At 47.9% G+C, this 25,803-nt stretch carries 22 protein-coding genes and 4 tRNA genes; 5 read left to right on the plus strand and 21 right to left on the minus strand.

From position 1 onward, the window contains the following. Positions 1 to 100 precede the first annotated feature (100 nt). The 3 genes from XMG48_RS05230 to XMG48_RS05240 all read right to left on the minus strand — a co-directional run bounded on the left by XMG48_RS05230 (position 101) and on the right by XMG48_RS05240 (position 2,837). Entirely contained in the window at positions 101 to 568 is a 468-nt protein-coding gene (locus tag XMG48_RS05230; RefSeq protein WP_173481009.1) for a tetratricopeptide repeat protein, read from the minus strand. Then, entirely contained in the window at positions 568 to 1,473 is a 906-nt protein-coding gene (locus tag XMG48_RS05235; RefSeq protein ID WP_173481010.1) for a Dyp-type peroxidase, read from the minus strand. Before XMG48_RS05235 ends, XMG48_RS05230 begins: the two co-directional genes overlap by 1 nt. 80 nt (positions 1,474 to 1,553) lie before the next feature. Then, positions 1,554 to 2,837, minus strand: coding sequence for a tryptophan--tRNA ligase (locus XMG48_RS05240; RefSeq protein WP_173481011.1), 1,284 nt, complete (start codon positions 2,835 to 2,837; stop codon positions 1,554 to 1,556). Positions 2,838 to 2,973: 136 nt separating this feature from the next. On the opposite strand from XMG48_RS05240, the gene XMG48_RS05245 reads away from it, so the two are divergent. Then, on the plus strand, positions 2,974 to 3,243 hold the full coding sequence (locus tag XMG48_RS05245; protein WP_173481012.1) for a hypothetical protein: 270 nt from the start codon (positions 2,974 to 2,976) through the stop codon (positions 3,241 to 3,243). Positions 3,244 to 3,291: 48 nt separating this feature from the next. After that, positions 3,292 to 4,068, plus strand: a complete 777-nt coding sequence (gene yaaA / locus XMG48_RS05250; RefSeq protein WP_173481013.1) for a peroxide stress protein YaaA — start codon at positions 3,292 to 3,294, stop codon at positions 4,066 to 4,068. 146 nt (positions 4,069 to 4,214) lie between these two features. Here yaaA and clpX read toward each other — a convergent pair whose 3' ends face one another. The 10 genes from clpX to XMG48_RS05300 form a co-directional block, all read right to left on the minus strand. Continuing rightward, positions 4,215 to 5,486, minus strand: a complete 1,272-nt coding sequence (gene clpX / locus XMG48_RS05255) for an ATP-dependent Clp protease ATP-binding subunit ClpX (protein WP_173481014.1) — start codon at positions 5,484 to 5,486, stop codon at positions 4,215 to 4,217. Between the two features lie 19 nt (positions 5,487 to 5,505). After that, positions 5,506 to 6,171, minus strand: a complete 666-nt coding sequence (locus XMG48_RS05260) for an ATP-dependent Clp protease proteolytic subunit (RefSeq protein WP_173481015.1) — start codon at positions 6,169 to 6,171, stop codon at positions 5,506 to 5,508. A 113-nt stretch (positions 6,172 to 6,284) separates the two neighbouring features. Continuing rightward, a complete protein-coding gene (gene tig / locus XMG48_RS05265) occupies positions 6,285 to 7,589 on the minus strand; it encodes a trigger factor (protein WP_173481016.1) in 1,305 nt (434 codons plus the stop codon). A gap of 221 nt (positions 7,590 to 7,810) precedes the next feature. Then, a tRNA-Leu gene (locus tag XMG48_RS05270) sits at positions 7,811 to 7,895 on the minus strand. A gap of 54 nt (positions 7,896 to 7,949) precedes the next feature. Next, positions 7,950 to 8,034, minus strand: a tRNA-Leu gene (locus tag XMG48_RS05275). 25 nt (positions 8,035 to 8,059) lie between these two features. Next, positions 8,060 to 8,135: transfer RNA gene (locus XMG48_RS05280), tRNA-His, on the minus strand. 27 nt (positions 8,136 to 8,162) lie between these two features. Next, positions 8,163 to 8,239: transfer RNA gene (locus XMG48_RS05285), tRNA-Arg, on the minus strand. Between the two features lie 446 nt (positions 8,240 to 8,685). Continuing rightward, positions 8,686 to 10,071, minus strand: a complete 1,386-nt coding sequence (cysS, locus tag XMG48_RS05290; protein WP_173481017.1) for a cysteine--tRNA ligase — start codon at positions 10,069 to 10,071, stop codon at positions 8,686 to 8,688. Positions 10,072 to 10,083: 12 nt separating this feature from the next. After that, positions 10,084 to 10,977, minus strand: a complete 894-nt coding sequence (locus tag XMG48_RS05295) for a hypothetical protein (protein ID WP_173481018.1) — start codon at positions 10,975 to 10,977, stop codon at positions 10,084 to 10,086. Then, entirely contained in the window at positions 10,978 to 12,654 is a 1,677-nt protein-coding gene (locus tag XMG48_RS05300) for a glutamine--tRNA ligase/YqeY domain fusion protein (RefSeq protein WP_173481019.1), read from the minus strand. Positions 12,655 to 12,784: 130 nt separating this feature from the next. Here XMG48_RS05300 and XMG48_RS05305 point away from each other — a divergent pair, with 130 nt between their 5' ends. Both XMG48_RS05305 and XMG48_RS05310 read left to right on the plus strand, forming a co-directional pair. Beyond that, the gene (locus tag XMG48_RS05305; RefSeq protein WP_173481020.1) at positions 12,785 to 13,279 is read left to right on the plus strand and encodes a peptidylprolyl isomerase; all 495 of its coding nucleotides are present in this window, start codon (positions 12,785 to 12,787) and stop codon (positions 13,277 to 13,279) included. Between the two features lie 2 nt (positions 13,280 to 13,281). Further along, positions 13,282 to 14,022: a UDP-2,3-diacylglucosamine diphosphatase gene (locus tag XMG48_RS05310; protein ID WP_173481021.1), complete on the plus strand. Its 741-nt coding sequence runs from the start codon at positions 13,282 to 13,284 to the stop codon at positions 14,020 to 14,022. Here the strand turns inward: XMG48_RS05310 and XMG48_RS05315 are convergent. Further along, positions 14,019 to 14,633: a tRNA-(ms[2]io[6]A)-hydroxylase gene (locus tag XMG48_RS05315; RefSeq protein ID WP_371731436.1), complete on the minus strand. Its 615-nt coding sequence runs from the start codon at positions 14,631 to 14,633 to the stop codon at positions 14,019 to 14,021. The two genes, XMG48_RS05310 and XMG48_RS05315, sit on opposite strands and share 4 nt — an antisense overlap. Before the next feature lie 301 nt (positions 14,634 to 14,934). On the opposite strand from XMG48_RS05315, the gene acnB reads away from it, so the two are divergent. Further along, complete coding sequence (gene acnB / locus XMG48_RS05320; protein ID WP_173481023.1) at positions 14,935 to 17,532, plus strand: bifunctional aconitate hydratase 2/2-methylisocitrate dehydratase; 2,598 nt, start codon at positions 14,935 to 14,937, stop codon at positions 17,530 to 17,532. A 298-nt stretch (positions 17,533 to 17,830) separates the two neighbouring features. Here acnB and XMG48_RS05325 read toward each other — a convergent pair whose 3' ends face one another. From XMG48_RS05325 to XMG48_RS05355, 7 genes are all read right to left on the minus strand, one after another. Continuing rightward, on the minus strand, positions 17,831 to 18,376 hold the full coding sequence (locus tag XMG48_RS05325; protein ID WP_173481024.1) for a DUF1415 domain-containing protein: 546 nt from the start codon (positions 18,374 to 18,376) through the stop codon (positions 17,831 to 17,833). A gap of 355 nt (positions 18,377 to 18,731) precedes the next feature. Beyond that, a complete protein-coding gene (gene yfaE, locus XMG48_RS05330; RefSeq protein WP_173481025.1) occupies positions 18,732 to 19,010 on the minus strand; it encodes a class I ribonucleotide reductase maintenance protein YfaE in 279 nt (92 codons plus the stop codon). A 15-nt stretch (positions 19,011 to 19,025) separates the two neighbouring features. Next, positions 19,026 to 20,156: a class Ia ribonucleoside-diphosphate reductase subunit beta gene (gene nrdB / locus XMG48_RS05335; RefSeq protein WP_173481026.1), complete on the minus strand. Its 1,131-nt coding sequence runs from the start codon at positions 20,154 to 20,156 to the stop codon at positions 19,026 to 19,028. 64 nt (positions 20,157 to 20,220) lie between these two features. Next, positions 20,221 to 22,488 carry a class 1a ribonucleoside-diphosphate reductase subunit alpha gene (gene nrdA / locus XMG48_RS05340; protein ID WP_173481027.1) on the minus strand — a complete coding sequence of 756 codons (2,268 nt, stop codon included), beginning with the start codon at positions 22,486 to 22,488 and terminating at the stop codon, positions 20,221 to 20,223. Positions 22,489 to 22,801: 313 nt separating this feature from the next. Next, a complete protein-coding gene (locus XMG48_RS05345) occupies positions 22,802 to 23,755 on the minus strand; it encodes a sensor histidine kinase (protein WP_173481028.1) in 954 nt (317 codons plus the stop codon). Further along, entirely contained in the window at positions 23,748 to 24,290 is a 543-nt protein-coding gene (locus XMG48_RS05350; protein ID WP_173481029.1) for a heme NO-binding domain-containing protein, read from the minus strand. Before XMG48_RS05350 ends, XMG48_RS05345 begins: the two co-directional genes overlap by 8 nt. A gap of 91 nt (positions 24,291 to 24,381) precedes the next feature. Then, positions 24,382 to 25,731, minus strand: coding sequence for a Do family serine endopeptidase (locus tag XMG48_RS05355; protein WP_173481030.1), 1,350 nt, complete (start codon positions 25,729 to 25,731; stop codon positions 24,382 to 24,384). Between the last annotated feature and the right edge of the window lie 72 nt (positions 25,732 to 25,803).

Consider the following 25,803-nt stretch of genomic DNA (forward strand, 5'->3'; position numbering starts at 1 on the left):
CGGTGACTGGCTTTCAGCCTGTCATCCGCTTTATCAGCATCTTCCAGAATCTACAATGTAATTCGAAAGCAACTGACAGGCTGAAAGCCAGTCACTGCTGTCAAACCCCGGCATTTTGCCCAAGCTTAGCTTCCCACTGCTGAGCTTTCTCTACATCAATCTCCCTACCCAGCTCGCCCTTGGTATAGATATCCACCATTCGCTGAATAGCAATTGGGTGGCCCTGTTCCGCCGCGGCTTTGAAGTGTTCATAAGCTTTATCAGCCAGTTTAAAGATCACTGGCGGATAGCCAGACTCATAGAGCTTACCCATCTGGTATTGTGATTTTGCATCACCGCGTTCAGCAGCTGCCTGAATATACAAAGCCCCCTGCTCTTTGCTGGCCGCATCAGCACCACGAAAATGCAGCAGAAACCCATAAGTAGAGAGCGCTTTGACGCTACCGCGTTGGGCCCCTACCCTGAAGAGCTTCATCGTCTTATCGTGAATCCATTTAGAGCGACGTGCGAATGGGCTTCTAAATATGGCGTAGGCACTCCAAGCCGCAAGATCTCCTAGCATTGTCATTAAAGTTGCTCCAGCCAGTTAATAGACGGTGCGAAATAGGCACTTCCAGTGACCGCGCGCGTGAAAAGCAAAAGGTTGTCGGCATCTCCATGTTCATCCCCCATTACCATCGAGGTGAGCATTTTTGTGAAGGGAACTGGGGAGGCTCCAAAAGAGATAAAGACAAGCCCTTTACGATGTGCATCCCCATACGGCATAGAGTGACGCAGTATCTCGATAGACTGTCCATTCTCATCTTTTAGTGAGGTGCGTTTAGTGTGAGCGTGTGGTGATTTATCAGCACTGGCAAACTCAACATTATCTTGCTTTGTGCGACCGTAGGTCTTCTCTTGCTCAGAAACAGGTAAACTTCCCCACGATTCGAGATCATGTTCATATCTCTGAACATGCAGGTAGGAACCTCCGGCAAATTCACCTTCAGCCACCAGTGCCACTTCGGCTCGATGATCCCCTTCTGGATTTTCAGTGCCATCGACAAATCCGGTAAGATCTCGCATATCATGATATCTAAAACCACGAATCTCCTCGATCAACGTTACGTTAGAGCCCAACGTATTTTGAACCTCAGCCATTAAATCCATATTGATATCAACAGAATCTGAACGAATAGAAACATATAGATCAGTGGGTGTTGAAGGTGCCACCCGAATGCCGTTTTCCAATGCAGGAAAAGCGGTCAGCTCTGCTGGTTGAGTGGTCGATATTTGATGCCAATAAACAGAACCTACTGCGACGGTCAAAAAAGCACCATTACCCAATGAATCCAAACGAGATTGAATCACCGGAACATTTTTTAAAAAGGCCTTAACTGAGCTAAGAGCTTCGCTATTACGCTTAACGTTATAACTTAAATAAATGGCATGTTGACTAGACTCAGCAATAATACCGGGCTGTGGAGTGGACATAAAAAAAGGACCTATTCAATTAGATCCTTTCATTTAAAAGCGCCGACTCAGATAGATCAAGCGACTAAATCAATTTTTGATTAATTGAGTAGCGACGCCCACTCAGCTTTAAGCGCTTCGAGCTCGTTTTCAGCTTTCTGCTTCGCTTTTTTCTTAAGGCCTGCAACCTCTTCTGTTTTCGCTGCAACAATCGCTTTAGCTTCTGCGGCAGGATATTCTGCATTGGCTACCTGATCCAATAGAGGCTGTGCACCACGGAGAATGGCACGACGGCGCCCCTCTTCAATGCGCGCTAACTCTTCTGCTGTAAGCTCTTTCTGCTTGGCTTTCTGCTTTTCAGCCTTAGGTGCTACATAGGTCAACGGACGAATACCGGCCGCGATACGAACCTTTTCAAGCAGTGGAGCCGCTTCTGCACGTGCCTTTTCAGCCCCTTTGTGAAGCTCAGCTTCAACGGCATCAAGATTGTTCATCAGTTCATTGTAACGTGCACGTGGCGCTGACAATTTGGCATCCAGAAACTCAAACAGCTCTCGCTTTGCTTCACCCCAAGCGATGCCATTTTCAAACGCTGATCGCATTGTTGCACTTTCGTCCTTATTGGCGAACAGATTGTAGAGTTGGAAGATGGTGCTGTTATCGGCATCCTTTGGCTCACCGGGCTCACGCAGGTCGGTTTTAATCTGATTGATGAGCTTGCGTAGCTGATCAGTTGGCGCAAACAGAGGAATCGTATTGTCGTAACTCTTCGACATCTTACGACCATCCAAACCGGGGATCAGTTGAGTCTCCTCATCCACCTGAGCTTCTGGAAGTGCGAACAACTCTTCATAGGTATGATTGAACTTACCAGCGATATCACGCGCCATTTCGATGTGTTGAATCTGATCTTTACCCACCGGAATCTTATGCGCGTTGAACATCAGAATGTCTGCAGCCATTAGAATTGGGTAGCTAAACAGGCCCATGGTGATGCCATCGTCCAGATCCTCTGACCCAGCATCACGGTTAGCATCGACTGAGGCTTTGTAAGCGTGAGCACGGTTCATCAAACCCTTAGAGCACATACAGGTAAGAATCCAAGTGAGTTCTGGAATTTCTGGTATATCGGTCTGACGATAGAAGGTCGCTTTGTCGGTATCCAACCCAAGTGCCAACCAAGTCGCCGCAATTTCGCGTGTTGATTGCGCCACGCGTTCCGGATCGTGACATTTGATCAGTGCATGGTAATCCGCCAAAAAGAAGAACGAATTGGTGTTTGGATTAAGGGTCGCTTCAATCGCAGGTTTAATCGCACCAAGGTAGTTACCAATGTGCGGAGTACCGGTGGTTGTGATACCTGTTAAAACGCGTGTATTGCTCATGGAACACTCAAGAGTCTGTGTGAAAATTAAGGTGCAGATTCTACACAGTTGTGGCTGTAACGCCCACCCCAATCCATTTGCACTTACCGGTTAATGAAGGTTTAATTTAGGCACTGTTAATTTAAGGAATCTTTTGATGGATAGCCAACTTCCGTCCTACATCACTCTGCTAGGCTTTGTAGTGCCTGCTCTAGTCTTTATCATTCGTTTAGACCGATACCAAGCAGCGACTATCGTACACGCACTGTTGATGGCTCTGCTCTGTCTATTTGTTGGCTTCCTGTTCTCTGGGGCCGCCATCAAGTTATTGAGCCTTAGCAACCCCCTACTCACCTCAGGGATGGTGGTTCTTGGATCTACAATTGCCACCCTTGCGAGATTGATCTGGATAAAACGCTTCGCGTAACAGCTATCAAACCCTCTATTTCAAGTACATTATCTGAAGACTGTATCCATGCTACTACTGATATCACCTGCTAAGACTCTCGATTATGAAACACCGGCCAGCACCCAACTGAAAAGTGAGCCGGAGTTTACCGACCGAGCTGAAACGCTGATCAACAACTTGCGTGAATATGCGCCGCAAGATATCGCTGAACTGATGAAGCTCAGCGACAAACTGGCCTCTTTGAACGTAGCGCGTTACCAGAGCTGGGTGAAAGAGCATAACGAGACGAATGCAAAACAGGCATTACTGGCCTTCAAAGGGGACGTCTACACTGGCTTGGATGCTGATTCGTTCGACGAAGCGGACTACCAATTTGCACAGAACCACCTAAGAATTCTGTCCGGCCTCTATGGTCTCCTAAAACCGATGGATCTGATGCAGCCCTACCGCTTAGAGATGGGCACAAAACTTCAAAACGATGCCGGCAAAAACCTCTACAGCTACTGGGGTTCAACAATTACCGATCGCCTCAATGACGAGTTAGCCAGTGATAAAACACCGGTCGTTGTGAATCTTGCGTCGAACGAGTACTTCAAGTCGGTGCAAGCTAAAGCACTTAATGCTCGCCTTATCAGCCCTGAGTTTAAAGACCTAAAAAACGGTCAATACAAGATCATCAGTTTTTACGCGAAAAAGGCTCGAGGTCTGATGACCCGCTACGCCATCAAGAACCGCATTGAGAATCCAGAGGATCTGAAACAGTTTGATCTAGAGGGTTATGCATTTAATGCGTCGATGAGTGAAGGAGATAAGTGGGTGTTTACGCGGGATCATGCGGAGTAACGGAACAACTTGGTGACTGGCTTTAGCCTGTCATCCGCCTGATCCGCCTCTACAATTTAGTTCGAAAGCGGGTGACAGGCTGAAGCCAGTCACCTAACACGGAGTAAAAAAAGACCGCCAATAGGCGGTCTTTTTTATTGCTTAGATCAAGCGTCCGGTGACGCTTTATCGAGCTGTTGTGTCTCGTACATCAGGATCGGATCATTCTTATCTTTAATCACACCCTGATCGATCACCACTTTCGATACACCCTCTAGAGACGGTAGTTCGTACATGATCTCGAGCAGTTTAGACTCTAGGATTGAACGTAGACCACGCGCACCGGTTTTACGCTCAAGGGCCAACTCAGCCACAGCGAACAGTGCATCTTCACGGAACTCTAGATCAGCACCTTCCATCTCAAACAGTGCTTGGTACTGCTTAGTCAGGCTGTTTTTAGGCTCAGTCAAAATCTGAATCAATGCCTCTTGATCCAATTCAGAGAGCGTCGCGATCATCGGTAGACGACCAATAAACTCTGGAATCAGACCAAACTTCACTAGATCTTCCGCTTCAACGTCGTGAATGCGATCGACACCCTTCTCGTCATCTTTACTACGAACGGTAGCACTGAAGCCGATTGAGCTTCGCTCACTGCGATCGGCAATGATCTTCTCTAGCCCAGCAAAGGCACCACCGACGATGAACAGGATGTTAGAGGTATCTACCTGCAAAAACTCCTGCTGAGGGTGTTTACGGCCACCCTGTGGCGGTACAGAGGCAACGGTACCCTCAATCAGTTTCAGAAGCGCCTGCTGTACGCCCTCACCCGACACATCACGCGTGATCGATGGGTTGTCGGATTTACGCGAGATCTTATCGATCTCATCAATGTAGATAATGCCCTGCTGTGCTTTCTCTACATCGTAGTCACATTTCTGCAGCAACTTCTGAACAATGTTCTCAACGTCTTCACCGACGTAACCCGCTTCAGTCAGCGTCGTCGCGTCAGCCATAGTGAAAGGCACATTCAACATGCGCGCTAGCGTCTGCGCCAACAGAGTCTTACCGCTACCCGTTGGGCCGATCAGAAGTATATTGGACTTACTCAGCTCAACGTCACTGTTTTTACCCGTAGCACGTAGGCGTTTGTAGTGGTTATAAACCGCTACCGCCAACACTTTCTTGGCACGCTCTTGACCGATCACATACTCATCAAGATTGTCTTTAATCTGACTCGGCGTAGGGAGCGTTTCGTCATCCTGTGACTCTTCGATCTCCGCCATCTCCTCGGTGATGATGTCGTTACACAGATCGACACACTCATCACAGATGAAGACTGAAGGACCAGCAATCAGCTTGCGTACTTCATCCTGGCTTTTGCCACAGAATGAACAAAATAGCTTGCTGTCGTTCTGATCGTTGTTCTCTTCAGACATGTTAATTCCTCTAAAAAGATTAGCCTTCTCGGCTGCTAAGCACTTTGTCAGCTAGACCAAATTCCACCGCCTGTTCGGCTGATAGGAAGGTGTCGTGTTTCATGATTTCGTACAACTCTTCGTACGACTTACCCGCTGTGTTACGTTCAGCGTAGATCTCGGTCAGACGATCGTTAAGGCGCTTAGCCTCTTCCATGTGACGACGAGCATCTTCAAACTCAAGCTCTTGTACATGAACAGAGCCACGTGTACCTGGTGTACCTGAGCTGACACGGTGAATCATTGTACGTGATTCAGGTAGCAAGAAGCGCTTACCTTTGGCGCCGGCCATTGCAAGGAATGAACCCATGCTAGCCGCTTGACCCAATACCATGGTGCTGACATCCGGTTTAATGAACTGCATGGTATCGTAGATTGCCATACCGGCAGTGATCGATCCACCAGGTGAATTGATGTACAAGTGGATATCTTTTTCTGGATTTTCCGCTTCCAAAAAGAGCATCTGTGCGACGATCAGGTTCGCCATGTGATCTTCCACAGGACCGACCATAAAGATTACTCGCTCTTTTAATAGGCGAGAGTAAATATCGTAAGCACGCTCACCACGGGAACTCTGCTCGACAACCATCGGCACCAAGCCACTGTCTGTTACATCAAATGGGCGGCCTGAGTAGATATCTGACATCAATAGTTTTCCTTATTCACGGCACTAATAACCAAAAAACGACAGCCAGCTTTCGCTAACTGCCGTTTTTTATAGGGATCTAAACGAGGTTTAGATCCATTACTCAACAATAATTACTGCTGAGCCGGCTTAAGAGCTTCTTCGTAGCTGACTTTAACTTCCTTCACCTTAGCAGATGCAAGAAGGTGGTCAACAACTTCGTCTTCTAGAGCAAGGCTACGGATCTGATTTAGCATCTGTTCGTTGCCTTTGTAGTAGCTGATCACTTCATCAGCATCGTCGTAGCTCTCTGCGATATCAGCAAGAATCGCATCAACACGCTCGTCAGTCGCTTCAAGGTTACCCGCTTTGATCACCTCTTGTACTAGAAGACCGATCTTAACGCGACGGATTGCCTGCTCTTCGAACAGCTCTTTAGGTAGAGTGTTTGGATCGATTTGAGCCTGGCCACCAAACTGCTGAACCGCTTGCTGACGAAGTACGTTCACTTCATCATCGATCATTGCAGCTGGTGCTTCGATTTCGTTCTGAGCGATCAGTGCATCGAATACAGCGGTTTTAGTCTTAGTTTTAAGCGCTTGGTTCATTTCACGAGCCATGTTCTTTTCAACTTCCGCTTTGAATTCAGCTTCGTCTGCAGAAGAGACACCGAACTTAGCGAAGAACTCTTCGTTTAGCTCAGGAAGTTCTGGTTTAGACACTTCGTTAAGCTTCATCTTGAAGGTTGCAGCTTTACCCGCTAGCGCTTCAGACTGGTACTCTTCAGGGAAAGTGACTTCTACGTCGAACTCTTCGCCTTTCTTCTTACCGATGATGCCATCTTCGAAACCAGGGATCATGCTACCAGAGCCGATGACTAGGTCTTGACCTTCTGCTTTACCGCCTTCGAACGCTTCGCCATCTACGAAACCTTCAAAGTCGATGTTAACTTGGAAGCCTTCTTTAACCATGCCGCGAGTCGCTTTAAACGTGCTCTGCTGCTTGCGAAGTGTGTCGATCATGTTCTTAACGTCAGCCGCTTTGATCGATGCTGTTGCTTTCTCAACTTCAACGCCCGCTAGATCTTTTAGTTCGATCTCTGGGTAAACGTCGAATGTCGCAACGTATGCAAAGTCTTCACCTTCTTTATCGGTTTTGAACTCGATAGAAGGAGCGCCTGCTGGCATTAGTGATTCCTGCTGAACAGCTTCGTAGAAAGTCTCTTGTACGACGCGGTTTAGTACTTCGTAACGAATCGCGTCACCGTACATACGCTTAATTACTTTTGCAGGTACTTTACCTGGACGGAAACCGTCCATACGGCGAGTGCGAGCCTGCTGTACAACCTGCTTCTCAACGTCAGTATCGATACGTTCGGCCGGAACAGTCACGGTTAGTTGGCGCTGAAGGCCTGAAGTAGTCTCTACAGAAACTTGCATGGAATTCCTCATTAATTCTTTTGAGAGTGTCAAACTCTTCTGTCATCAAAAATGACGCAGTCCGAGTCATTAAAATCAAGCGCGAAATTTTCCGGTAACTGAGCCCATTAGTCAAGTAAACATGCCAACAGAACTGAAAAAGTTACAAGGTATAGAAAACGAAGATGAGCTTGATAATGTGAGCGATAAAAAAGAGGGAACTTCTAAGGGGTGTTTCCAGATGGTGCGGTCGGAGAGACTCGAACTCTCACACCTTGCGGCACCAGAACCTAAATCTGGCGTGTCTACCAATTCCACCACGACCGCATCTGGATTGTTGCGATTCGGCTGAGCCGAATAGTGTTGCTCGTTATAAAAGTATGGTGCGGTCGGAGAGACTCGAACTCTCACACCTTGCGGCACCAGAACCTAAATCTGGCGTGTCTACCAATTCCACCACGACCGCATACTTTTATGATGTACCCAAAAATTGGGGTGGATGATGGGGCTCGAACCCACGACCACCGGAATCACAATCCGGGGCTCTACCAACTGAGCTACACCCACCATTGTGGTACATCTGGACAGGTTGCTTGGCGCGCCCAGCAGGGCTCGAACCTGCAACCTACGGCTTAGAAGGCCGTTGCTCTATCCAATTGAGCTATGGGCGCCTAACGTGCTGCCCGACCTCACAAGTGACTGGATGGAAGTCGTCATCTGCGAGGAGGTGCGTATCCTACGACCTGACCTGCAGGTGGTCAATACCCTGTTTTACTTTTTTAAAGATTTTTTTTCGTTTTGATTAATAGTTGATCAGAAACCGGGGATTTCGGTGCTTTAGCTGGGGTTTCTGGAAGACGGTGAGGTGGCGGATGACAGGCTGAAGACCTGTCACCGGAGAATTAACCAAGCTACGGAGTGGCGGTGACTGGCTTTCAGCCTGTCACCGGAGAATTATGTTCGCGGTTTGTCGCTTCGCGCCAATTCGCTCCTACAGTCTAGCTAAGCAGAAAGACCGTTGCGAAGTCCTACTGTAGGAGCGCTCTGCCTCCAAGGCAGACCGCGATCAGGAGTGGCGGTGACTGGCTTTCAGCCTGTCATCCGCTCTCAAAGGCAACTACCCTTCCCGATACCAAGTCGTTCCTTCTGGCCCATCTTTAAGGATGACTCCCGCTGCAGCCAATTGATCACGAATCTCATCAGAGCGGGCAAAGTCTTTGTTGGCTCTCGCCTCTTTACGCTCTACGATCAACGCTTCCACTTCGTCGCCACTGATCTCTCCAGCACTGCCCTGCTGTAGAAAATTTTTAGGGTTTTGCTGCAGTAGACCCACAACACCAGCAAGCGCCTTAATCTGACCTGCCAATTGTGAAGCCGCTGCCTCATCTTTACCTTTCAGGCGGTTTAGCTCACTGGCCATCTCAAACAGCACAGCAAACGCCATTGGAGTATTAAAGTCATCATCCATCGCTGCAAAGAATCGATCGCTGTAGTCATTTGAGGCGATCTCAACTTCAGGTATCTCTACCCCGTCGAGCGCTTGATAGAAACGATCCAGTGCTGAACGGGCCTCTTTAAGACTATCCAGCGAGTAATCGATCGAAGAGCGGTAATGCACACTCGATAAGAAGTAGCGAACCACCTCTGGATTATGCTCTTTAAGCACTTCACGAATCGTAAAGAAGTTACCCAACGACTTGGACATCTTCTCTTTGTTCACTCGCACAGGGCCAGCATGCATCCAATAGTTTACATAGGTCTTGCCATTAGCAGCTTCCGACTGAGCAATCTCATTTTCATGGTGCGGGAAGGGAAGATCAGGTCCGCCACCGTGAATATCAAAGGTTTCACCTAGACAGCATTTAGACATGGCTGAACACTCAATGTGCCAACCTGGACGGCCAGCTCCCCAAGGCGATTCCCAACTGGTCTCACCTGGTTTAGCCGCTTTCCAAAGTACAAAGTCGAGTGGACTCTCTTTTGCTGCCTCAACCTCGACACGAGCACCTGAACGAAGCTCGTCAATCACCTTATTGGTTAGGCGTCCATAACTCTCGAACTTCTCAACCCGGTAGTAGACATCACCGTTGGCCGCTGCATAGGCAAAACCTTTGTCGATAAGGGCTTGGACCATGTCGATAATGTCTTGAATGTGATGGGTTGCACGCGGCTCTTGATCAGGACGCAGTACGCTTAGCGAAGCCTCATCTTCATGCATCGCCGCGATCATACGCTGAGTCAGCTGATCAGGAGTCTCACCGTTCTCAGCTGCGCGCTTTAGAATCTTGTCATCGACATCGGTGATGTTTCGAACATACTCAACCTCCCATCCACGCGCCCGCAGGTAACGAGTGATCACATCAAACGAGACCATGACTCGCGCATGACCTATATGACACAGATCGTAGACGGTCACCCCGCAGACATACATGCGGATTTTACCCGCTTCAATCGGAGTGAAGGGCTGCTTTGATTTTGAAAGTGTGTTGTATAGTTGAAACATACTCTATCCGTATTAATGCTTTTGAGTTGGCAGCTTAACCTCTGCCAACAACGCGCCACCCAGCGGACTGGTTTCGCGTGAAATCAATAAATGACCTTGGTACCAGTGAATCGCTTCCCACTGCCCCATCTTCGCCAGTGAGTAGCGCACCGCCTGATCAAACTCTGCCTCTCCCTGATACACTGGAACTATCCAGATGAAGGGCTGGGTGACGGCAAAGCCACTGCCATAACCTATAAGCGCTAAACGACGACTCTTTGCGTCATAATCAGCACCGGTAATTAAACCGGCCACATCAAAACTCTGTTGCGAACTTACCGACTGTTGATCAGAGTTTGGATCGACTATATAGAGCCGACTCTTTTGATCTCGCCAATTCTTAGTAAAGAGCCAGTAGTTACCGTCAACCTCTGTGACTGCTTCACAGTCACGATTGTGATCCTGGCGCTCTACCGCTGGCGTGACATCAGCCAATTTCACATTAATGGTATTGGCATCCACCAAGCCTTGGCTCTCCTCTAGCTGATCCCAACTGATTGAGTGGAACTGAAACCAGATACGATCACCGCGATTATTTCCGCAATCAGCAATGACCAGCGCCTCACTGGTGGTAATCAGTGACTCCCAATCAAGATTAGCCGCATTCCTTAGGGTAACCTTTTCCACCTTTGTGGCTGAGTCATCCGTTAAATCAAACCCATAAAGGATGGGATCATTACCGCCATCATTAATGGACCATAGGGTCTGATTGTGAAGCGCCAAACCAGAGCCTTCTGGCAAATTTTCGCCTAAGGAGCGAATCGATGTTGGCATCAATCTCAGCTCTGACCACTGCGCTCGATTCACCGGTGACGATGAACAACCGATCAAGATCAGCAGTGGAAGAGCCAGAGAGATCCAGCGCATCTATTTCGCCATTTTCGCCCAAGAGTCACGAAGACCCACAGTGCGGTTAAAGACTAAGCGATCTGAGTTACTGTCTGGATCAACCGCAAAGAAACCCTGTCGCTCAAACTGATAACGGCTCTCGATTGCCGCATTAGCCATACCAACCTCTACACGTGCATTGGGGAATACCGATAGAGACTCTGGATTGATGAACTCCAAGAAATCGCGCTCTTTATCCCCATCTGGATTCGCTTCAGTAAATAGTCGATCGTAGAGACGCACTTCACAAGGAATTGAGTTGTCTGCACTGACCCAATGAATGACACCCTTGGGTTTGTAGTCGATTGGGTTTTCACCTTTAGTCGCCGGATCATAGGTCACTAATAATTCGGTTACTTCACCCTGCTCATTGGTGATCACCTCTTCACAGGTGACACAGAAAGCGCCACGCAGACGTACGGCAAACCCTGGTGCCAAACGTTTCCACTTCTTAGGCGCTTCCATCGCAAAATCTTCGCGCTCAATCAGAAGGTTCTTAGTAAACGGAATACGACGTACACCCATCGACTCATCTTTAGGGTGTACAGGCACCTCAAACCACTCCTCTTTACCCTCTTCGTAGTTGGTAATGGTCAGTTTTATAGGATCGGTCACACACATAGCACGAGGCGATTTAGCGTCTAGATCTTCACGAATAGCCGCTTCCAGCATACCCATGTCGACCGTTGAGTTAGAGCGTGTCACGCCGATCATGTCACAGAAATTACGAATTGAATCGGGTGTATAACCGCGACGACGCAAACCAGAGATGGTTGGCATACGCGGATCATCCCAGCCTGAAACGTGCTGCTCATCGACAAGCTGTTTCAGCTTGCGCTTAGAGGTGATGGTGTAGTTCAGATTGAGACGTGCAAATTCATACTGACGGGGTGATGCCGGTACTGGCAGATTGGCAACAAACCAGTCGTATAGTGGACGGTGATCTTCAAACTCTAGCGTACAGATCGAGTGTGTAATCTCTTCAATCGCATCCGATTGACCATGTGCGAAGTCGTAGCTCGGATAGATACACCACTTATCACCCGTCTGGTGGTGATGTGCTTTGCGGATACGGTAGATAACCGGATCACGCATGTTCATGTTAGGCGATGCCATATCAATCTTGGCACGCAACGCCGCTTCACCCTCTTCGAAGCCACCATCACGCATCTTTTCAAACAGCGCTAGGTTCTCTTCAGGTGAGCGATCACGGAACGGGCTGTTTTTGCCCGGCTCGGTCAAATTACCGCGGTACTGACGCATCTCTTCGCCATTCAGCTCACAGACAAAGGCTTTGCCCTCTTGAATCAGGTGAACCGCCCAAGCATAGAGTTGATCGAAGTAGTTTGAGGTGTAGCGGATGTCACCATTCCATTTGTAACCCAACCACTCAACATCGCGCGTGATTGCATCGATGTACTCTTGTGACTCTTTCTCTGGGTTGGTGTCATCAAAACGAAGGTTACAGACACCTTGGTACTTCTCAGCCGTACCAAAGTTCAGACAGATCGATTTGGCATGACCAATGTGAAGAAAACCATTGGGCTCTGGTGGGAAACGGGTAACAACCTTACCCTGATGCGTGCCCTGCTCTAGATCCTTTTCAACGATCTGATGAATGAAATTGGTAACGGTAACCGCTTCGTTTTTACTCATAATTCAACTTTGACGTGACTGTAAAATAATAAGCGCGGAATTATATGCCATCCGAACACGTCAATACAGGGCGAAACCTCTATTTGATCTGATATACTTCGCACAAATTTCAACTTAAAGGGAAAAACTGATGATCGTTCTTACGACCAACTTCGGCGAAATCAAAATTGAACTCGATTTTGACAAGACTCCAAAAACTGCGGCGAACTTCGAACAGTACGTTAAAGAGGGTTTTTACGACGGTGTGATTTTCCACCGCGTCATCAGCAACTTCATGATTCAAGGCGGTGGTTTTGAGCCAGGCATGCACCAGAAAAAAACTCGCGAACCGATTGAGAACGAAGCCGATAACGGTCTAAGCAACGAGATGTACACCGTTGCAATGGCACGCACAATGGACCCACACTCAGCCTCTGCTCAGTTCTTCATCAACGTAGCGGATAACGCCTTCCTTGATCACTCTGGCAAGAACACGCAAGGCTGGGGCTACGCGGTATTTGGTAAAGTTGTTGAGGGCCAAGAGGTAGTCGACAAAATCAAACTGGTACCTACTACTATTAAAGTGGGTCACCAAGACGTACCGGTTGACGATGTCATCATTGAGAAGGCTGAAGTTCAGGCTTAATCTTGAAACGTCTATTCATTTCAGACCTTCACCTGCAAGCGGAGCGACCCGAGATCACTCGGGCGCTTCGTTACTTCCTCTCACATATCGCGCCTTCTAGCGATGAACTCTACCTACTGGGTGATATTTTTGAAGCCTGGATTGGTGACGATTTTGCCGACCCTGTTCTCAAAGAGATTCAACCCTACTTCGAAGCCTTAAGCCGAACGGGTACGAGCATCTATCTCATGCACGGCAACCGTGACTTCCTGTTAGGCAAGAAAAGTGCAAGTAAACTGTCAGCCGAACTACTACCTGAACAGATCAAGATTGAGCTACCCAAACGCGGCACCGCCCTACTGATGCACGGCGATGAACTCTGCATTGATGATGCCGCCTACCAGGCCTTTCGAAACCAGGTGAGAGACCCAAACTGGCAGCAAGGCTTTCTAGCGAAAAGTATTGAGGAACGCCTCGCCATTGCACGCCAAATTCGCGATGAAAGCCAACAGCAAAATAGCAACAAAGAAGATTACATCATGGATGTAAATGTAGGATTTTGCGAAGAATTACTTACAAAAGAAGAGTGTCAGATACTGATCCACGGACACACTCACAGACCCAGCATTCATACCAATATCAATGGTAATGATTCGCTTACCAGGGTTGTTTTAGGTGACTGGAGCTCAAGCGGGTATTATCTTCTGAGTCACAAAAAGGAGTTCACACTCTCTAAGTTTGAACCCCCAGTGGATTTCACTTAATTGAGTGTAGGCTTACCCGAATGAAAGCGGAACAGATCATCTTCTGACTCCACTAACTCTTGCTCTCTCTGGCGGAAAAGTTCAATCCGATCGGTAATCGGCTCACCCGCATAATCTTCAGCCAGTTTTAAATAGTCCTGATAGTGACGACCCTCAGAGCGCAGCAGTGAGCGATAGAACTTGGCCAACTCTTCATCAAGGTATGGGGCCAATGCAGCGAATCGCTCACAGGAGCGCGCCTCAATAAACGCACCGACAATCAACGTATCGATCAATCGACCCGGCTCTTCACGTCGAACCAACTCATGCAGACCACTGGCGTAACGCGACGCAGATAGGTTGCCATATTTAAAGCCACGCCTGTCCATCAGACCCAACACCTGTTCGAAATGGATCAACTCCTCCCGAGCGAGTCGTGACATCTTATTGAGAAGTTCTGGACGATCGACGTATCGAAACATCAGCGTCATGGCCGTAGAGGCCGCTTTCTTCTCACAGTGAGCGTGGTCGGTCAGTAGCAGAGATTGATGCTTAGGATCTTTGGCCACCTGGATCCACTGATCCGGTGTCTGGCACCCTAAAAAGCTTTGAATCTCGGTTAACGCGTCCACGTCTCTCTCCATATAATTGTTGGCTGGTGCGAATTATAACGATCAGCGCACGCGTCCGGTAGCCTCTTAGATATGTTGCGCTGCAGCGATATACTTTTTCTTTGTAAAACAATAAGAAAAGGTTCTATAAACAGCCGGTTACAAGCCCAAAGTATAAAGGCCTTTTGGCCTTTGGGTGATTAACAGAGAATGGCGACTCCTGTAGAATAGTGGCGTTTTTTTAATAACCATTGATATCGGGAAGATATCCTCCTTTCGCCTCACAAGGGTGTTAGGTGTAGCCATTAATGAGGGCCATATCGTGCTTGAAGCTTACCGTAAACACGTTGAAGAACGTGCCGCAGAAGGCGTACCGCCAAAGCCACTAGACGCTGATCAAACCAGCGCACTGGTTGAGCTACTTAAAAACCCACCAGCAGGCGAAGAAGAGTTTCTTCTAGACCTTTTAACTAACCGTGTTCCTGCCGGTGTTGACCAAGCTGCTTACGTGAAAGCAGGTTTCTTGGCGGCGATCGCTAACGGTGAAGCTTCATCTCCTCTAATCAGCAAAGTTGCTGCGGTTGAACTTCTTGGCACAATGCTAGGTGGTTACAACATCGAGCCAATGATCAAGAGCCTAGATGACGCTGAACTAGCACCTGCTGCTGTTAAAGGCCTATCACACACACTTCTTATGTTCGATGCGTTCCACGACGTTAAAGAGAAGATGGATGCCGGTAACGCATCAGCTAAACAGGTGATGGAGTCTTGGGCTAACGCTGAGTGGTTCACTAGCAAGCCTGAAGTTGCTGAAAAAATCACAGTGACTGTATTCAAAGTACCTGGCGAAACAAACACTGACGACCTATCCCCTGCTCCAGATGCATGGTCACGCCCTGACATTCCACTGCACGCTAACGCGATGCTTAAGATGGAACGTGAAGGCATTAACCCAGAAGAACCTGGTGTTAAAGGTCCTCTAGCTCAGATCGAAGAAGTTAAAGCGAAAGGCTTCCCAGTTGCTTACGTGGGTGACGTTGTTGGTACTGGCTCTTCACGTAAGTCTGCAACGAACTCAGTTCTATGGTTCTTCGGTGATGATATCCCGAACGTGCCTAACAAACGTGCTGGCGGCTACTGTTTCGGCGGCAAAATCGCTCCTATCTTCTATAACACAATGGAAGATGCTGGCGCACTACCGATCGAGATGCCAGTTGACGACCTAAACATGGGCGACGTGATCGACGTTTACCCATACGAAGGTAAAGTATGTAAGCACGGCACTGATGAAGTGATCTGTGAATTCGGTCTAAAAACTCAGGTTCTTCTAGACGAAGTACGTGCAGGCGGTCGTATCCCACTGATCATCGGTCGTGGTCTAACGGATAAGGCACGTGAAGCACTAGGTCTAGGTCAAACGGATCTGTTCCGTAAGCCACAACAGCCTGCTGACTCTGGCAAAGGTTACACCCTAGCTCAGAAGATGGTTGGTAAAGCATGCGGCATGGATGGTGTTCGTCCAGGCATGTACTGCGAGCCTAAGATGACAACGGTTGGTTCACAGGATACCACTGGCCCAATGACGCGTGACGAGCTTAAAGACCTTGCTTGTCTTGGTTTCTCTGCTGATCTTACTATGCAGTCATTCTGTCACACAGCGGCTTACCCTAAACCAGTAGACGTTAACACTCACCACACGCTTCCTGACTTCATCATGAACCGTGGCGGTGTATCGCTTCGCCCAGGTGACGGTGTTATCCACTCTTGGTTGAACCGCATGCTTCTTCCTGACACTGTTGGTACGGGTGGCGACTCGCACACTCGTTTCCCACTCGGTATCTCTTTCCCTGCAGGTTCAGGTCTAGTTGCATTCGCTGCGGCTACAGGCGTTATGCCACTGGATATGCCTGAGTCAGTATTGGTTCGTTTCAAAGGCAAACGTAACCCTGGCATCACGCTACGTGATCTAGTACACGCGATCCCTTACTACGCAATCAAAGAGGGTCACCTAACGGTTGCTAAAGCCGGTAAGAAGAACATCTTCTCTGGTCGCGTTCTTGAGATCGAAGGTCTTGAAGAGCTAACCGTTGAACAGGCATTCGAGCTATCTGACGCATCTGCAGAGCGTTCTGCAGCAGGCTGTACTATCACACTAGGTGAAGATTCAGTAGCTGAGTACTTGAAGTCGAACATCGTCATGCTTAAGTGGATGATCGCTGAAGGCTACGGTGATGCGCGTACTATCGAACGTCGTATTAAAGGCATGGAAGAGTGGCTAGCTAACCCAAGCCTAATGCGTGCTGATTCTGACGCTGAATACGCTTGTGTGATCGAAATCGATCTAGCAGACATCAAAGAGCCAATCCTTTGTGCTCCAAACGATCCAGACGATGCTCGCCTACTTTCAACAGTACAGGGCGAGAAGATCGATGAAGTATTCATCGGTTCTTGTATGACTAACATCGGTCACTTCCGTGCTGCAGGTAAACTGCTTGAAGCATCAGGTGCCTCTATCCCAACACGTATGTGGATCGCTCCACCAACTAAGATGGATGCGGCACAGCTAAGTGACGAAGGTTACTACAACATCTTCGGTAAAGCCGGTGCTCGCATGGAGATGCCTGGTTGTTCACTCTGTATGGGTAACCAAGCACGTGTTGCTGCGAAATCGACAGTCGTCTCTACTTCGACTCGTAACTTCCCTAACCGTCTAGGTGATGGTGCAGATGTATTCTTAGCGTCAGCTGAACTTGCTGCAGTTGCTGCACTAGAAGGCAAGCTACCAACGGTTGAAGAGTACATGAACTACGCTCAGAAGATCGACAGCATGGCAGGTGACATCTACCGCTACCTAAACTTCGATCAAATGGAAAACTACGTAGAGAAAGCCTCTTCTGTGATTCCAACGGTTCAAGCTTAATCGGTTGATTAACGCTTAAATAAACCCGGCTTTTGCCGGGTTTTTTTGTTTAATAACGAACCGCTCTGCGGTTGTTTCGCGGTTTACCACTTCGTGGTAATTCGCTCCTACAAACGGAGCATTAAATTGTAGGAGCGAATTGGCGCGCAGCGACAAACCGCGAAATTGTAGGAGCGAATTGGCGCACAGCGACAAACCGCGAAATTAAGATAGCGGATGAGAGGCTGAAAGCCAGTCACCGTCACTCCGTAGCTTGGTTAATTCTCCGGTGTCTGGCTTCAGCCTGACATCCGCCCTATCAGCGTTTTCCAGAGATCAACTCTTGAATCCCCTTCTCTCCCATCTCCCGCAACAGCTCCACATTACGTTCCGGCACCGAATCGATGTCAGGGTGTGTCTCGACGGCCCAGGCGACGCTCGCTTCGCGGAGCAGATGCATCATGGGATAAGGGGATCGATTGGTATGGTTTGCTGGGTCGATCTCTGCGACACCGTCAAACTGATAATCTGGGTGGAAGCCAGCCACTTGGAAAACGCCCGAATAACCCAACGCGTCGATCAACTCATCGACACCTGCCAAATAATCTAAGTAGGCATCAAACTCTGTCGTAAAGTTTGGGTGGATCAACAGAGTCGTTTCGATACTCTTATCGTTCACTAGTCGCTCTAGCTCTTCGACCAACAGCTGAGTAATCGATTCAATGTCGTCACCGGTGTAGACAACATAGCGCAACTGATTTTGATCGATGCTTTTCTTGGCAAAGGGGCAGAGATTTAGCCCGACGACCATTTTATCCACCCAATGCTGGGTCGATTTGATTACTTCATTTTCAAAATCAGTCATTTACCAATACTCGTCGAAAATTAGTGATTACTTAATTATACCCAAAGGCGAAGTAAGGCAGTATTTTGATCCCTCTCTGTCAAGACCAAAAAGTGTTTTTTTCACCGTTTTTATTACTCACAGAATCTGTGGATAACTTGGTGAATAATGTTTGGAAGAAGTGCGCTATTACCGATGAACTGGGGCGTTCAGCAAATTGGTTCAATTTTGAACCGGTAAAAATAATTCTTTTAAATTCAATAACTTAAATTATTCAACAGGATTTTATAATTTTTTTTAAATATTTATGTACTTTTTTCTTATAAAAAACTTGCACTGTGAACAAAAATTATTTTTGACTCATTTTGGTGCGGATTTACAGGGGCTGTTCGGCGTCTGGAATTTCGATCTCTATGTGCCCTTTGGGACGACAACAGCAGGTTAAAACCTCCCCCTCTGCACAGTCCACCAGTGCATCCTGAACAGGTTCAACTTCGCCATCTAATAGACGCACCTTACAACATCCACAGTATCCACCGCGGCAGTTGTAAGGTGCAGGTATTTGTTGAGCTTCCAATGCATCAAGCAGTGAAAACTCATACTGGTAGTAGAAGGTATGATGGTTGCTGACTTTGATGCGTGGGATACCCGACATCGTCAAACCCTCAAATTAAAGGTCAAAGCCTTCGAAATCCTCATCCCCTACTTCGTTGTCGATTTGACCGACCAGGTAGGAGCTGATTTCCGACTCTTGAGGAGCCACTTGGACGTTATCGCTGACCAACCATGAGTTCATCCAAGGCAATGGGTTAGCGCGGTTCTCGAAGATCTCTTCTAGACCCAAGGCTTTCATACGGACGTTGGTAATGTACTCAACGTAATCGCCCAGAATTCGAGCGTTTAGACCGATCATTGATCCGTGACTAAAGAGGTACTCTGCCCAAGATTTCTCTTGTTCTGCCGCATCACGGAAGAGCTTGATCACTTCCTCTTTCTGCTCAATAGCGATCTGTTTGAAATCAGGATCATCAGCACCGGAGGCCATGATGTTGATCATATGCTGTGTGCCGGTGAGGTGCAGCGCTTCATCACGTGCAATCAGACGGATAATCTTCGCATTACCCTCCATCACTGCACGCTCTGCGAAAGCAAATGAGCAGGCAAAGCTGACGTAGAAACGGATCGCTTCCAAAACGTTAACAGATACTAGCGTTAGGTAGAGTTTCGTTTTGATATTGTAGAGTGTTGCATCGACCAGATTACCGTCGATTGTGTGCTTACCTTCGCCATGAATCGTGTAGACATTCACTAACTCTATCAACTCATCGTAAAGACGCGTTACCGCTTCAGCACGTTCAACGATCTCTGGATTCGTCACGATGGTATCAAATACTTTAGACGGTTCAGTCACAATGTTGCGAATGATGTGCGTGTACGAACGGCTGTGGATGGTCTCACTGAACGCCCAAGTTTCAAACCAAGTCTCAAGCTCAGGGATAGAGACGATCGGCAAGAACGCAACGTTTGGCGAACGACCCTGAACTGAATCCAGCAGGGTTTGGTATTTAAGATTGCTCAAGAAGATGTGCTGTTCATGCTCTGGCAACGCCATGAAGTCTTTACGGTCAGTACTTAGATCAACCTCTTCTGGGCGCCAGAAGAAAGAGAGCTGCTTCTCGATCAGTTTTTCAAAGATTGGGTATTTCTGTTTGTCGTAACGCGCAACGTTAACACTGCGACCTAGAAACATCGGTTCGCGAGTTGCATCGTGATTACTGGTACTGAATGTAGAGTAAGACATCTGCCCTAACCTCTTCGTAAAAGTTTAAACGGCCGCCCGAAGTACTGGGCGGCGAACTACAGATTTAAAGTTTACAAGCGCCGCCTTCACAGCCACCCATGTCATCGTGCTGATCTTTAGCACCGTCACGAGTGTTGTGGTAGTAAAGTGTCTTAACACCGTACTTGTAAGCGGTCAGAAGATCTTTCAACAACTGCTTCATTGGCACCTTCTCACCTGGGAACTTAGCCGGGTCATAGTTGGTGTTTGCAGAGATTGATTGGTCTACGAATTTCTGCATGATGCCGACCAACTGTAGGTAGCCTTCGTTGTCTGGGATTGACCACAAAAGTTCGTAGTTATCTTTCAGCTCTAAGTACTCAGGTACGATCTGTTTCATCACACCATCTTTACTCGACTTAACCGAAACATAACCACGTGGTGGTTCGATGCCGTTGGTTGAGTTAGTAATCTGCGAAGAGGTCTCACAGGGCATCAACGCCGTAAGGGTGCTGTTACGCAGACCAAATTCACGGATATCTTCGCGAAGTGTCTCCCAGAAGTAGTTCAATGGCTCTTCGCAGAAGGTATCAACTTCACGCTTGTAGGTGTCGATTGGCAGAATACCCTGAGCGTAGGTGGTCTCGTTGAATTTAGGACAGGCACCCAGCTCTTTTGCCAAGTTGTTTGATGCCTTCAACAGGAAGTACTGAATCGCTTCAAAGGTACGGTGTACTAGGCCATTAGCACTGCCATCGGAGTAACGAACAGAGTTCTTCGCTAGGTAGTAGGCCATGTTGGTTACACCGACACCCAGAGTACGACGACCCATGGTTGCAGTGTATGCAGCTGGAACCGGGTAATCCTGGTAGTCCAACAGACTGTCTAGTGCACGAACAATCAACTCTGACAGCTCTTCTAGCTCATCTAAGTTCTCTAGTGCGCCAAGGTTGAATGCTGACAGTGTACAGAGAGCTATCTCACCGTCCGGATCATTCACCTCTTTCAAAGGCTTAGTTGGCAGCGCAATCTCAAGACAGAGGTTGGACTGCTTAACCGGCGCCACTGTAGGATCGAACGGACTGTGGGTATTACAGTGGTCGACGTTCTGAATGTAGATACGGCCAGTCGATGCACGCTCGGATGCAAGAATACCAAACAGCTCTACCGCTTTGATCGTCTGTTTGCGGATATTTGGATCCTGTTCGTACTGCTCATAGAGACGCTCAAACTCATCTTGGTCAGCAAAGAACGCATCGTACAAGCCAGGCACTTCGTGTGGGCTGAACAAGGTGATGTTGCCGCCTTTGATCAAACGCTGGTACATCATTCGGTTGATCTGAACACCGTAATCTAGGTGACGCACACGGTTCTCTTCGACACCACGGTTGTTTTTAAGAACCAACAGTGACTCCACTTCCAAGTGCCAGATTGGGTAGAACAGAGTCGCAGCACCCCCTCGTACACCCCCTTGTGAACAGCTTTTAACCGCTGTTTGGAAGTGTTTGTAGAAAGGAATACATCCAGTATGGAAAGCTTCACCCTGACGGATTGGGCTACCTAGGGCACGGATGCTACCGGCATTGATACCGATACCCGCACGCTGTGATACGTATTTAACGATCGAAGAGGCTGTCGCGTTGATTGAATCCAGACTGTCACCCGTTTCAATCAATACACAAGAGCTGAACTGACGGGTCGGTGTACGAACGCCCGCCATAATCGGCGTCGGTAGCGACAGTTTAAACAGAGAACAGGCATCGTAGAAACGTTTTACATAACCCAAACGCGTCTCTTGTGGGTATTTAGAGAAGAGACAAGCGGCTACCAACATGTAGAGCTGCTGTGGGCTCTCGTAAATCTTACCCGTAACACGGTTTTGTAGAAGGTATTTACCCTCTAGCTGCTTAACGGCCGCGTAGCTGAAGTTCATGTCGCGATCATGAGCAAGGTAGTCATTCAGCTCATTGAATTCCGCTTCAGTGTAGTCTTCTAAAAGGTGCTTATCGTAACGACCGTCATTCACCATGGCTTGGACATGGGCAAATAGGTGGGGTGGTTCGAATTCACCGAACGCTTTCTTGCGTAAGTGGAAGATCGCAAGGCGCGCAGCAAGGTATTGGTAATCAGGCGCCTCTTCTGAAATAAGATCGGCAGCCGCTTTGATTAGGGTCTCATGGATGTCTGATGTTGAGATACCCTCAAAGAATTGCATGTTGGCACTCAGCTCTACTTGAGAGACAGACACAGTCTTTAGACCGGTTGCAGCCCAAGTCACAACTTTGTGGATCTTCTCTAGATCCAGTGACTCTTGGCTACCATCGCGTTTTGTGACCTTTAAACCCTGTTGCATAACGACATTCCACTTCTTAGTCGGTGTTATTATTCGTGCTGCCTGAGGGTGCTGATCGCTACTTCACACAACACTATATCTTGTGGTTGTCTATCCAACATAAATCACTATATATAGTTATTCGACAAACAACAGACACTAAATATAGTGATCTAGACGAACTTTGCAATAGCAAATATGCGTCAAAAATTTCTTGACTTATTGGGCAAGGGGCGAAGATTCAGCTGTGGTGCGGGCTAGAAGAAAATAGATAATTTCGTCACATTTATATGACATTTTTAAGTAAAGAAATGGGTTGTAATATAAGAGGTGTTTAACGGGTGTGAATCGGCACTCTTAGCGTGAAAATTGTGCCCTTATTTGGTGCAGAATCAACCAAAAGCTCACCCTGATGGTGGCTAATAATGCCATAGGAGATGGATAGACCCAGCCCCGTACCTTTACCAATATCCTTTGTTGTGTAGAAGGGTTCAAAAATACGTTGCTGTATCTCTTTGGTCATCCCTTTACCGTTATCGGCTATCGATATCTCAACCCAGCCTTGGTTCTCTTTGGACGCGATCTCTAAGGTTGGTTCACGCTGACCCTCAAGCGCTTGTGCTGCATTGACAAGAATATTTAAAAGGACCTGATTGATCTCACCGGGGTTACAGAGCACTGGAGGAATCTCTTCAAGAGAGAGGTTGACCTTTGTGTTGGCACTGATCTGGTTGTTAATCAATTTAAGGGTACTTCGAATCCCCTCATTAAGATCAGCTTCTGTTCTATCCTGAGCATCCATTCGAGCAAAGCTTCTTAAGTTGCGAACGATCTCCTTCACCCTCTGCACACCGTCATTGGTATCAGAAACCAACTCATCTAATTCATCGGTGAAATATTCAAGATCTTCCTCTTCAAGGAACTTGAACACACGCTCAGCAAACGCTGGTCGTTCAGATTCATCTACCGCTAGAGATTCGATCAATAGAGGGTAGAGTTTAGCGATGGCGTCACTGTGCTGACCCAAGGTGTCTACATTAGAGTGAACAAACGACAGCGGGTTGTTAATCTCGTGTGCCACGCCAGAGACAAGCGTACCAAGCGTAGCCAACTTCTCAGATCGAATCAGTGCATCTTGCTGCGCTTTTAACTGAACCAAAGAGGCTTCGAGCTCCTGGTTTTTTTGAAACAGCTCACGCGAACGAGTCTCCAGCACATCTTCTGCTGCAAGGCGCGCTTTGCGTTCTCGTTCATACGCTTGTTTGTATAGCTCTAACTCTTCAGACATTCACTTTACTTATGCTGAGTTCGCAGTGGTCAGACTCTCTGTGCATACAGATATCGTGCTCAATATTGATAGGGGTTTGATAGTAAGTGGCCGCCCCCTGGATTAACCCCTCTGCCAAAATACAGAGTTTTCGCGGCGAACGATAGTTCATTACCAGTCGGTTGTTGTCACCATTAGCGCAATCAATTGTCGGAAGGTTAGCCTCTGTGTAGAGCTTTTGTACTTCTAAGTGAATCACAGGCTCGATACTTTTCAAGAAACCAAACAGATCGCCCTCAGCTTCAACAAACATAGGGTAACGTTCAGCCAGCTTAGCAAACATGAAATCACCAAAACTGCGAATCACATCCTCTAGGGGAATATCGAGCGCCTGTTGGACTTCATGAACAATCTTAAAGAGTTCGGCATCTTCATAGGTATCCACTGAAATATAGCTACCCGCAACGCCGGCCCTGTTAAGAAGCTGTTGCCAGAGAACAACACCGCCCTTTTCCACTACCATATCCTCAAGGATATTAAACACTACACCTTTCATTAACGATTTCTCTTCAAGCCCTATATGACAATTAGGTAATTAATGTGTTCAGTGTAGAACAGTTTTGAAAAGTTGCTAGGTAATCTCAGATTTATCTTAAGACCAGATAAAACATTGAGCGGCCTCGCTGAAGTTGAATCAATAACTGATTGGAACTGCCAGAGAGTTCACGCTGTAGATCCTCTAGGGTTCGAACCGAACGTCGATTGATAGAGACAACAAGATCGCCAGCGACCAACCCTGCTCGAGCGGCCCGACTTCCCTGTTCAACACCTTTGACCTGAACCCCTCTGCCACTGGTCACTGGCTCAAAGACGGCACCAGACAGTAACGGATGAAGAGCCCCCTGTTCTGGATCAGATTTAGGTTGTTGATAGGCGACGATCAGCTTGGCGGATCGCGGCTCAGCATTGCGCAGTAGTTCCAGCTTTAGTTGATCCCCTTCGGCTGCAAATGCCACGGCGTTAAGAATGGTAGCCGCTGAGATCAGTGCTCTACCATCCAGTGCGGTAATGATGTCGCCGACTTGAAGACCGGCACGATCAGCAGGAGAGCCCTTAATCACCTCTGAAACGATCACACCGTTTTGCTGATCAACCAGCCCAAACGCCTGACGTAAATCAGCAGTTAGCGGTTGCACCGAAAGCCCTGCCCAGCCACGTGTGACACGACCCTCTTCAATCAATTGATCAGCAACACGTCGTGCCATATTACTAGGGATTGCAAAGCCTATTCCGACATTTCCTCCGCTTGGCGCAATAATGGCAGTATTAATACCCACCAGGTCTCCATTCAAATCGACGAGAGCACCACCGGAGTTGCCGGGGTTGATAGAGGCGTCGGTCTGAATGAAGTTTTCATACCCCTCGATACCCAAACCTGAACGCCCTAACGCACTGACGACACCCGTTGTGATGGTCTGCCCAAGCCCAAAAGGGTTACCGATCGCCACAACAAAATCACCGACTCTGAGTGACGAGGAGTCGCGGATCGATAACTCGCTCAACCCCGTGGCATCGATATCCAATACCGCAATGTCCACTTCAGGGTCGGCCCCAATTAAACGGGCTTTAAAACTGCGCCCATCGGTAAGACCAATCTGAACCTCGTCAGCCCCTTTAATGACGTGATAGTTGGTAATGATCGTACCCTGCTCGGCATCGACAATCACACCAGAGCCGGCACTGCTCTGACTACGGCGTTGTTGCGGAAAGGCATCTCTAGGAATGTTGAAAAAGCGTTGAAAAAAGGGGTCGTTCAACAGTGGGTTGACGATCTGACGTGTCGAGAAGGTCGAGATGTTGACGACCGCTGGATTCACCCTCTCCAACATCGGGGCAATAGACGGCAAGGATTGTCCCTGCGAGTCAATGATCGGCAAGCCAGCCTGACTCACTGAGCTGATCAATAGAGAAAAAAACCAAACAACCGCAATCCGCATAACAGACACCTTTAATCGATATAGTTAATTAATAGGAGCAGATCGTTGTTAATTCAAGCTGAAGGTGACGGA

The sequence above is a fragment of the Marinobacterium sp. xm-g-48 genome, from assembly GCF_013282925.1.
Lineage (GTDB): Bacteria > Pseudomonadota > Gammaproteobacteria > Pseudomonadales > Balneatricaceae > Marinobacterium_E.

Bases quoted from the DNA above. Each gene is read 5' to 3' on its own strand.
- XMG48_RS05235 (WP_173481010.1), bottom strand. From the start codon at position 1,473: ATGTCCACTCCACAGCCCGGTATTATTGCTGAGTCTAGTCAACATGCC.
- tig (WP_173481016.1), bottom strand. From the start codon at position 7,589: ATGCAAGTTTCTGTAGAGACTACTTCAGGCCTTCAGCGCCAACTAACC.
- XMG48_RS05295 (WP_173481018.1), bottom strand. From the start codon at position 10,977: ATGCGCTGGATCTCTCTGGCTCTTCCACTGCTGATCTTGATCGGTTGT.
- clpX (WP_173481014.1), bottom strand. From the start codon at position 5,486: ATGTCTGAAGAGAACAACGATCAGAACGACAGCAAGCTATTTTGTTCA.
- XMG48_RS05240 (WP_173481011.1), bottom strand. From the start codon at position 2,837: ATGAGCAATACACGCGTTTTAACAGGTATCACAACCACCGGTACTCCG.
- XMG48_RS05245 (WP_173481012.1), top strand. From the start codon at position 2,974: ATGGATAGCCAACTTCCGTCCTACATCACTCTGCTAGGCTTTGTAGTG.
- yaaA (WP_173481013.1), top strand. From the start codon at position 3,292: ATGCTACTACTGATATCACCTGCTAAGACTCTCGATTATGAAACACCG.
- cysS (WP_173481017.1), bottom strand. From the start codon at position 10,071: ATGTTTCAACTATACAACACACTTTCAAAATCAAAGCAGCCCTTCACT.
- yfaE (WP_173481025.1), bottom strand. From the start codon at position 19,010: ATGTCGGGTATCCCACGCATCAAAGTCAGCAACCATCATACCTTCTAC.
- nrdA (WP_173481027.1), bottom strand. From the start codon at position 22,488: ATGCAACAGGGTTTAAAGGTCACAAAACGCGATGGTAGCCAAGAGTCA.
- XMG48_RS05350 (WP_173481029.1), bottom strand. From the start codon at position 24,290: ATGAAAGGTGTAGTGTTTAATATCCTTGAGGATATGGTAGTGGAAAAG.
- XMG48_RS05260 (WP_173481015.1), bottom strand. From the start codon at position 6,171: ATGTCAGATATCTACTCAGGCCGCCCATTTGATGTAACAGACAGTGGC.
- XMG48_RS05325 (WP_173481024.1), bottom strand. From the start codon at position 18,376: ATGACTGATTTTGAAAATGAAGTAATCAAATCGACCCAGCATTGGGTG.
- XMG48_RS05355 (WP_173481030.1), bottom strand. From the start codon at position 25,731: ATGCGGATTGCGGTTGTTTGGTTTTTTTCTCTATTGATCAGCTCAGTG.
- XMG48_RS05305 (WP_173481020.1), top strand. From the start codon at position 12,785: ATGATCGTTCTTACGACCAACTTCGGCGAAATCAAAATTGAACTCGAT.
- XMG48_RS05300 (WP_173481019.1), bottom strand. From the start codon at position 12,654: ATGAGTAAAAACGAAGCGGTTACCGTTACCAATTTCATTCATCAGATC.
- XMG48_RS05230 (WP_173481009.1), bottom strand. From the start codon at position 568: ATGACAATGCTAGGAGATCTTGCGGCTTGGAGTGCCTACGCCATATTT.
- XMG48_RS05345 (WP_173481028.1), bottom strand. From the start codon at position 23,755: ATGTCTGAAGAGTTAGAGCTATACAAACAAGCGTATGAACGAGAACGC.
- nrdB (WP_173481026.1), bottom strand. From the start codon at position 20,156: ATGTCTTACTCTACATTCAGTACCAGTAATCACGATGCAACTCGCGAA.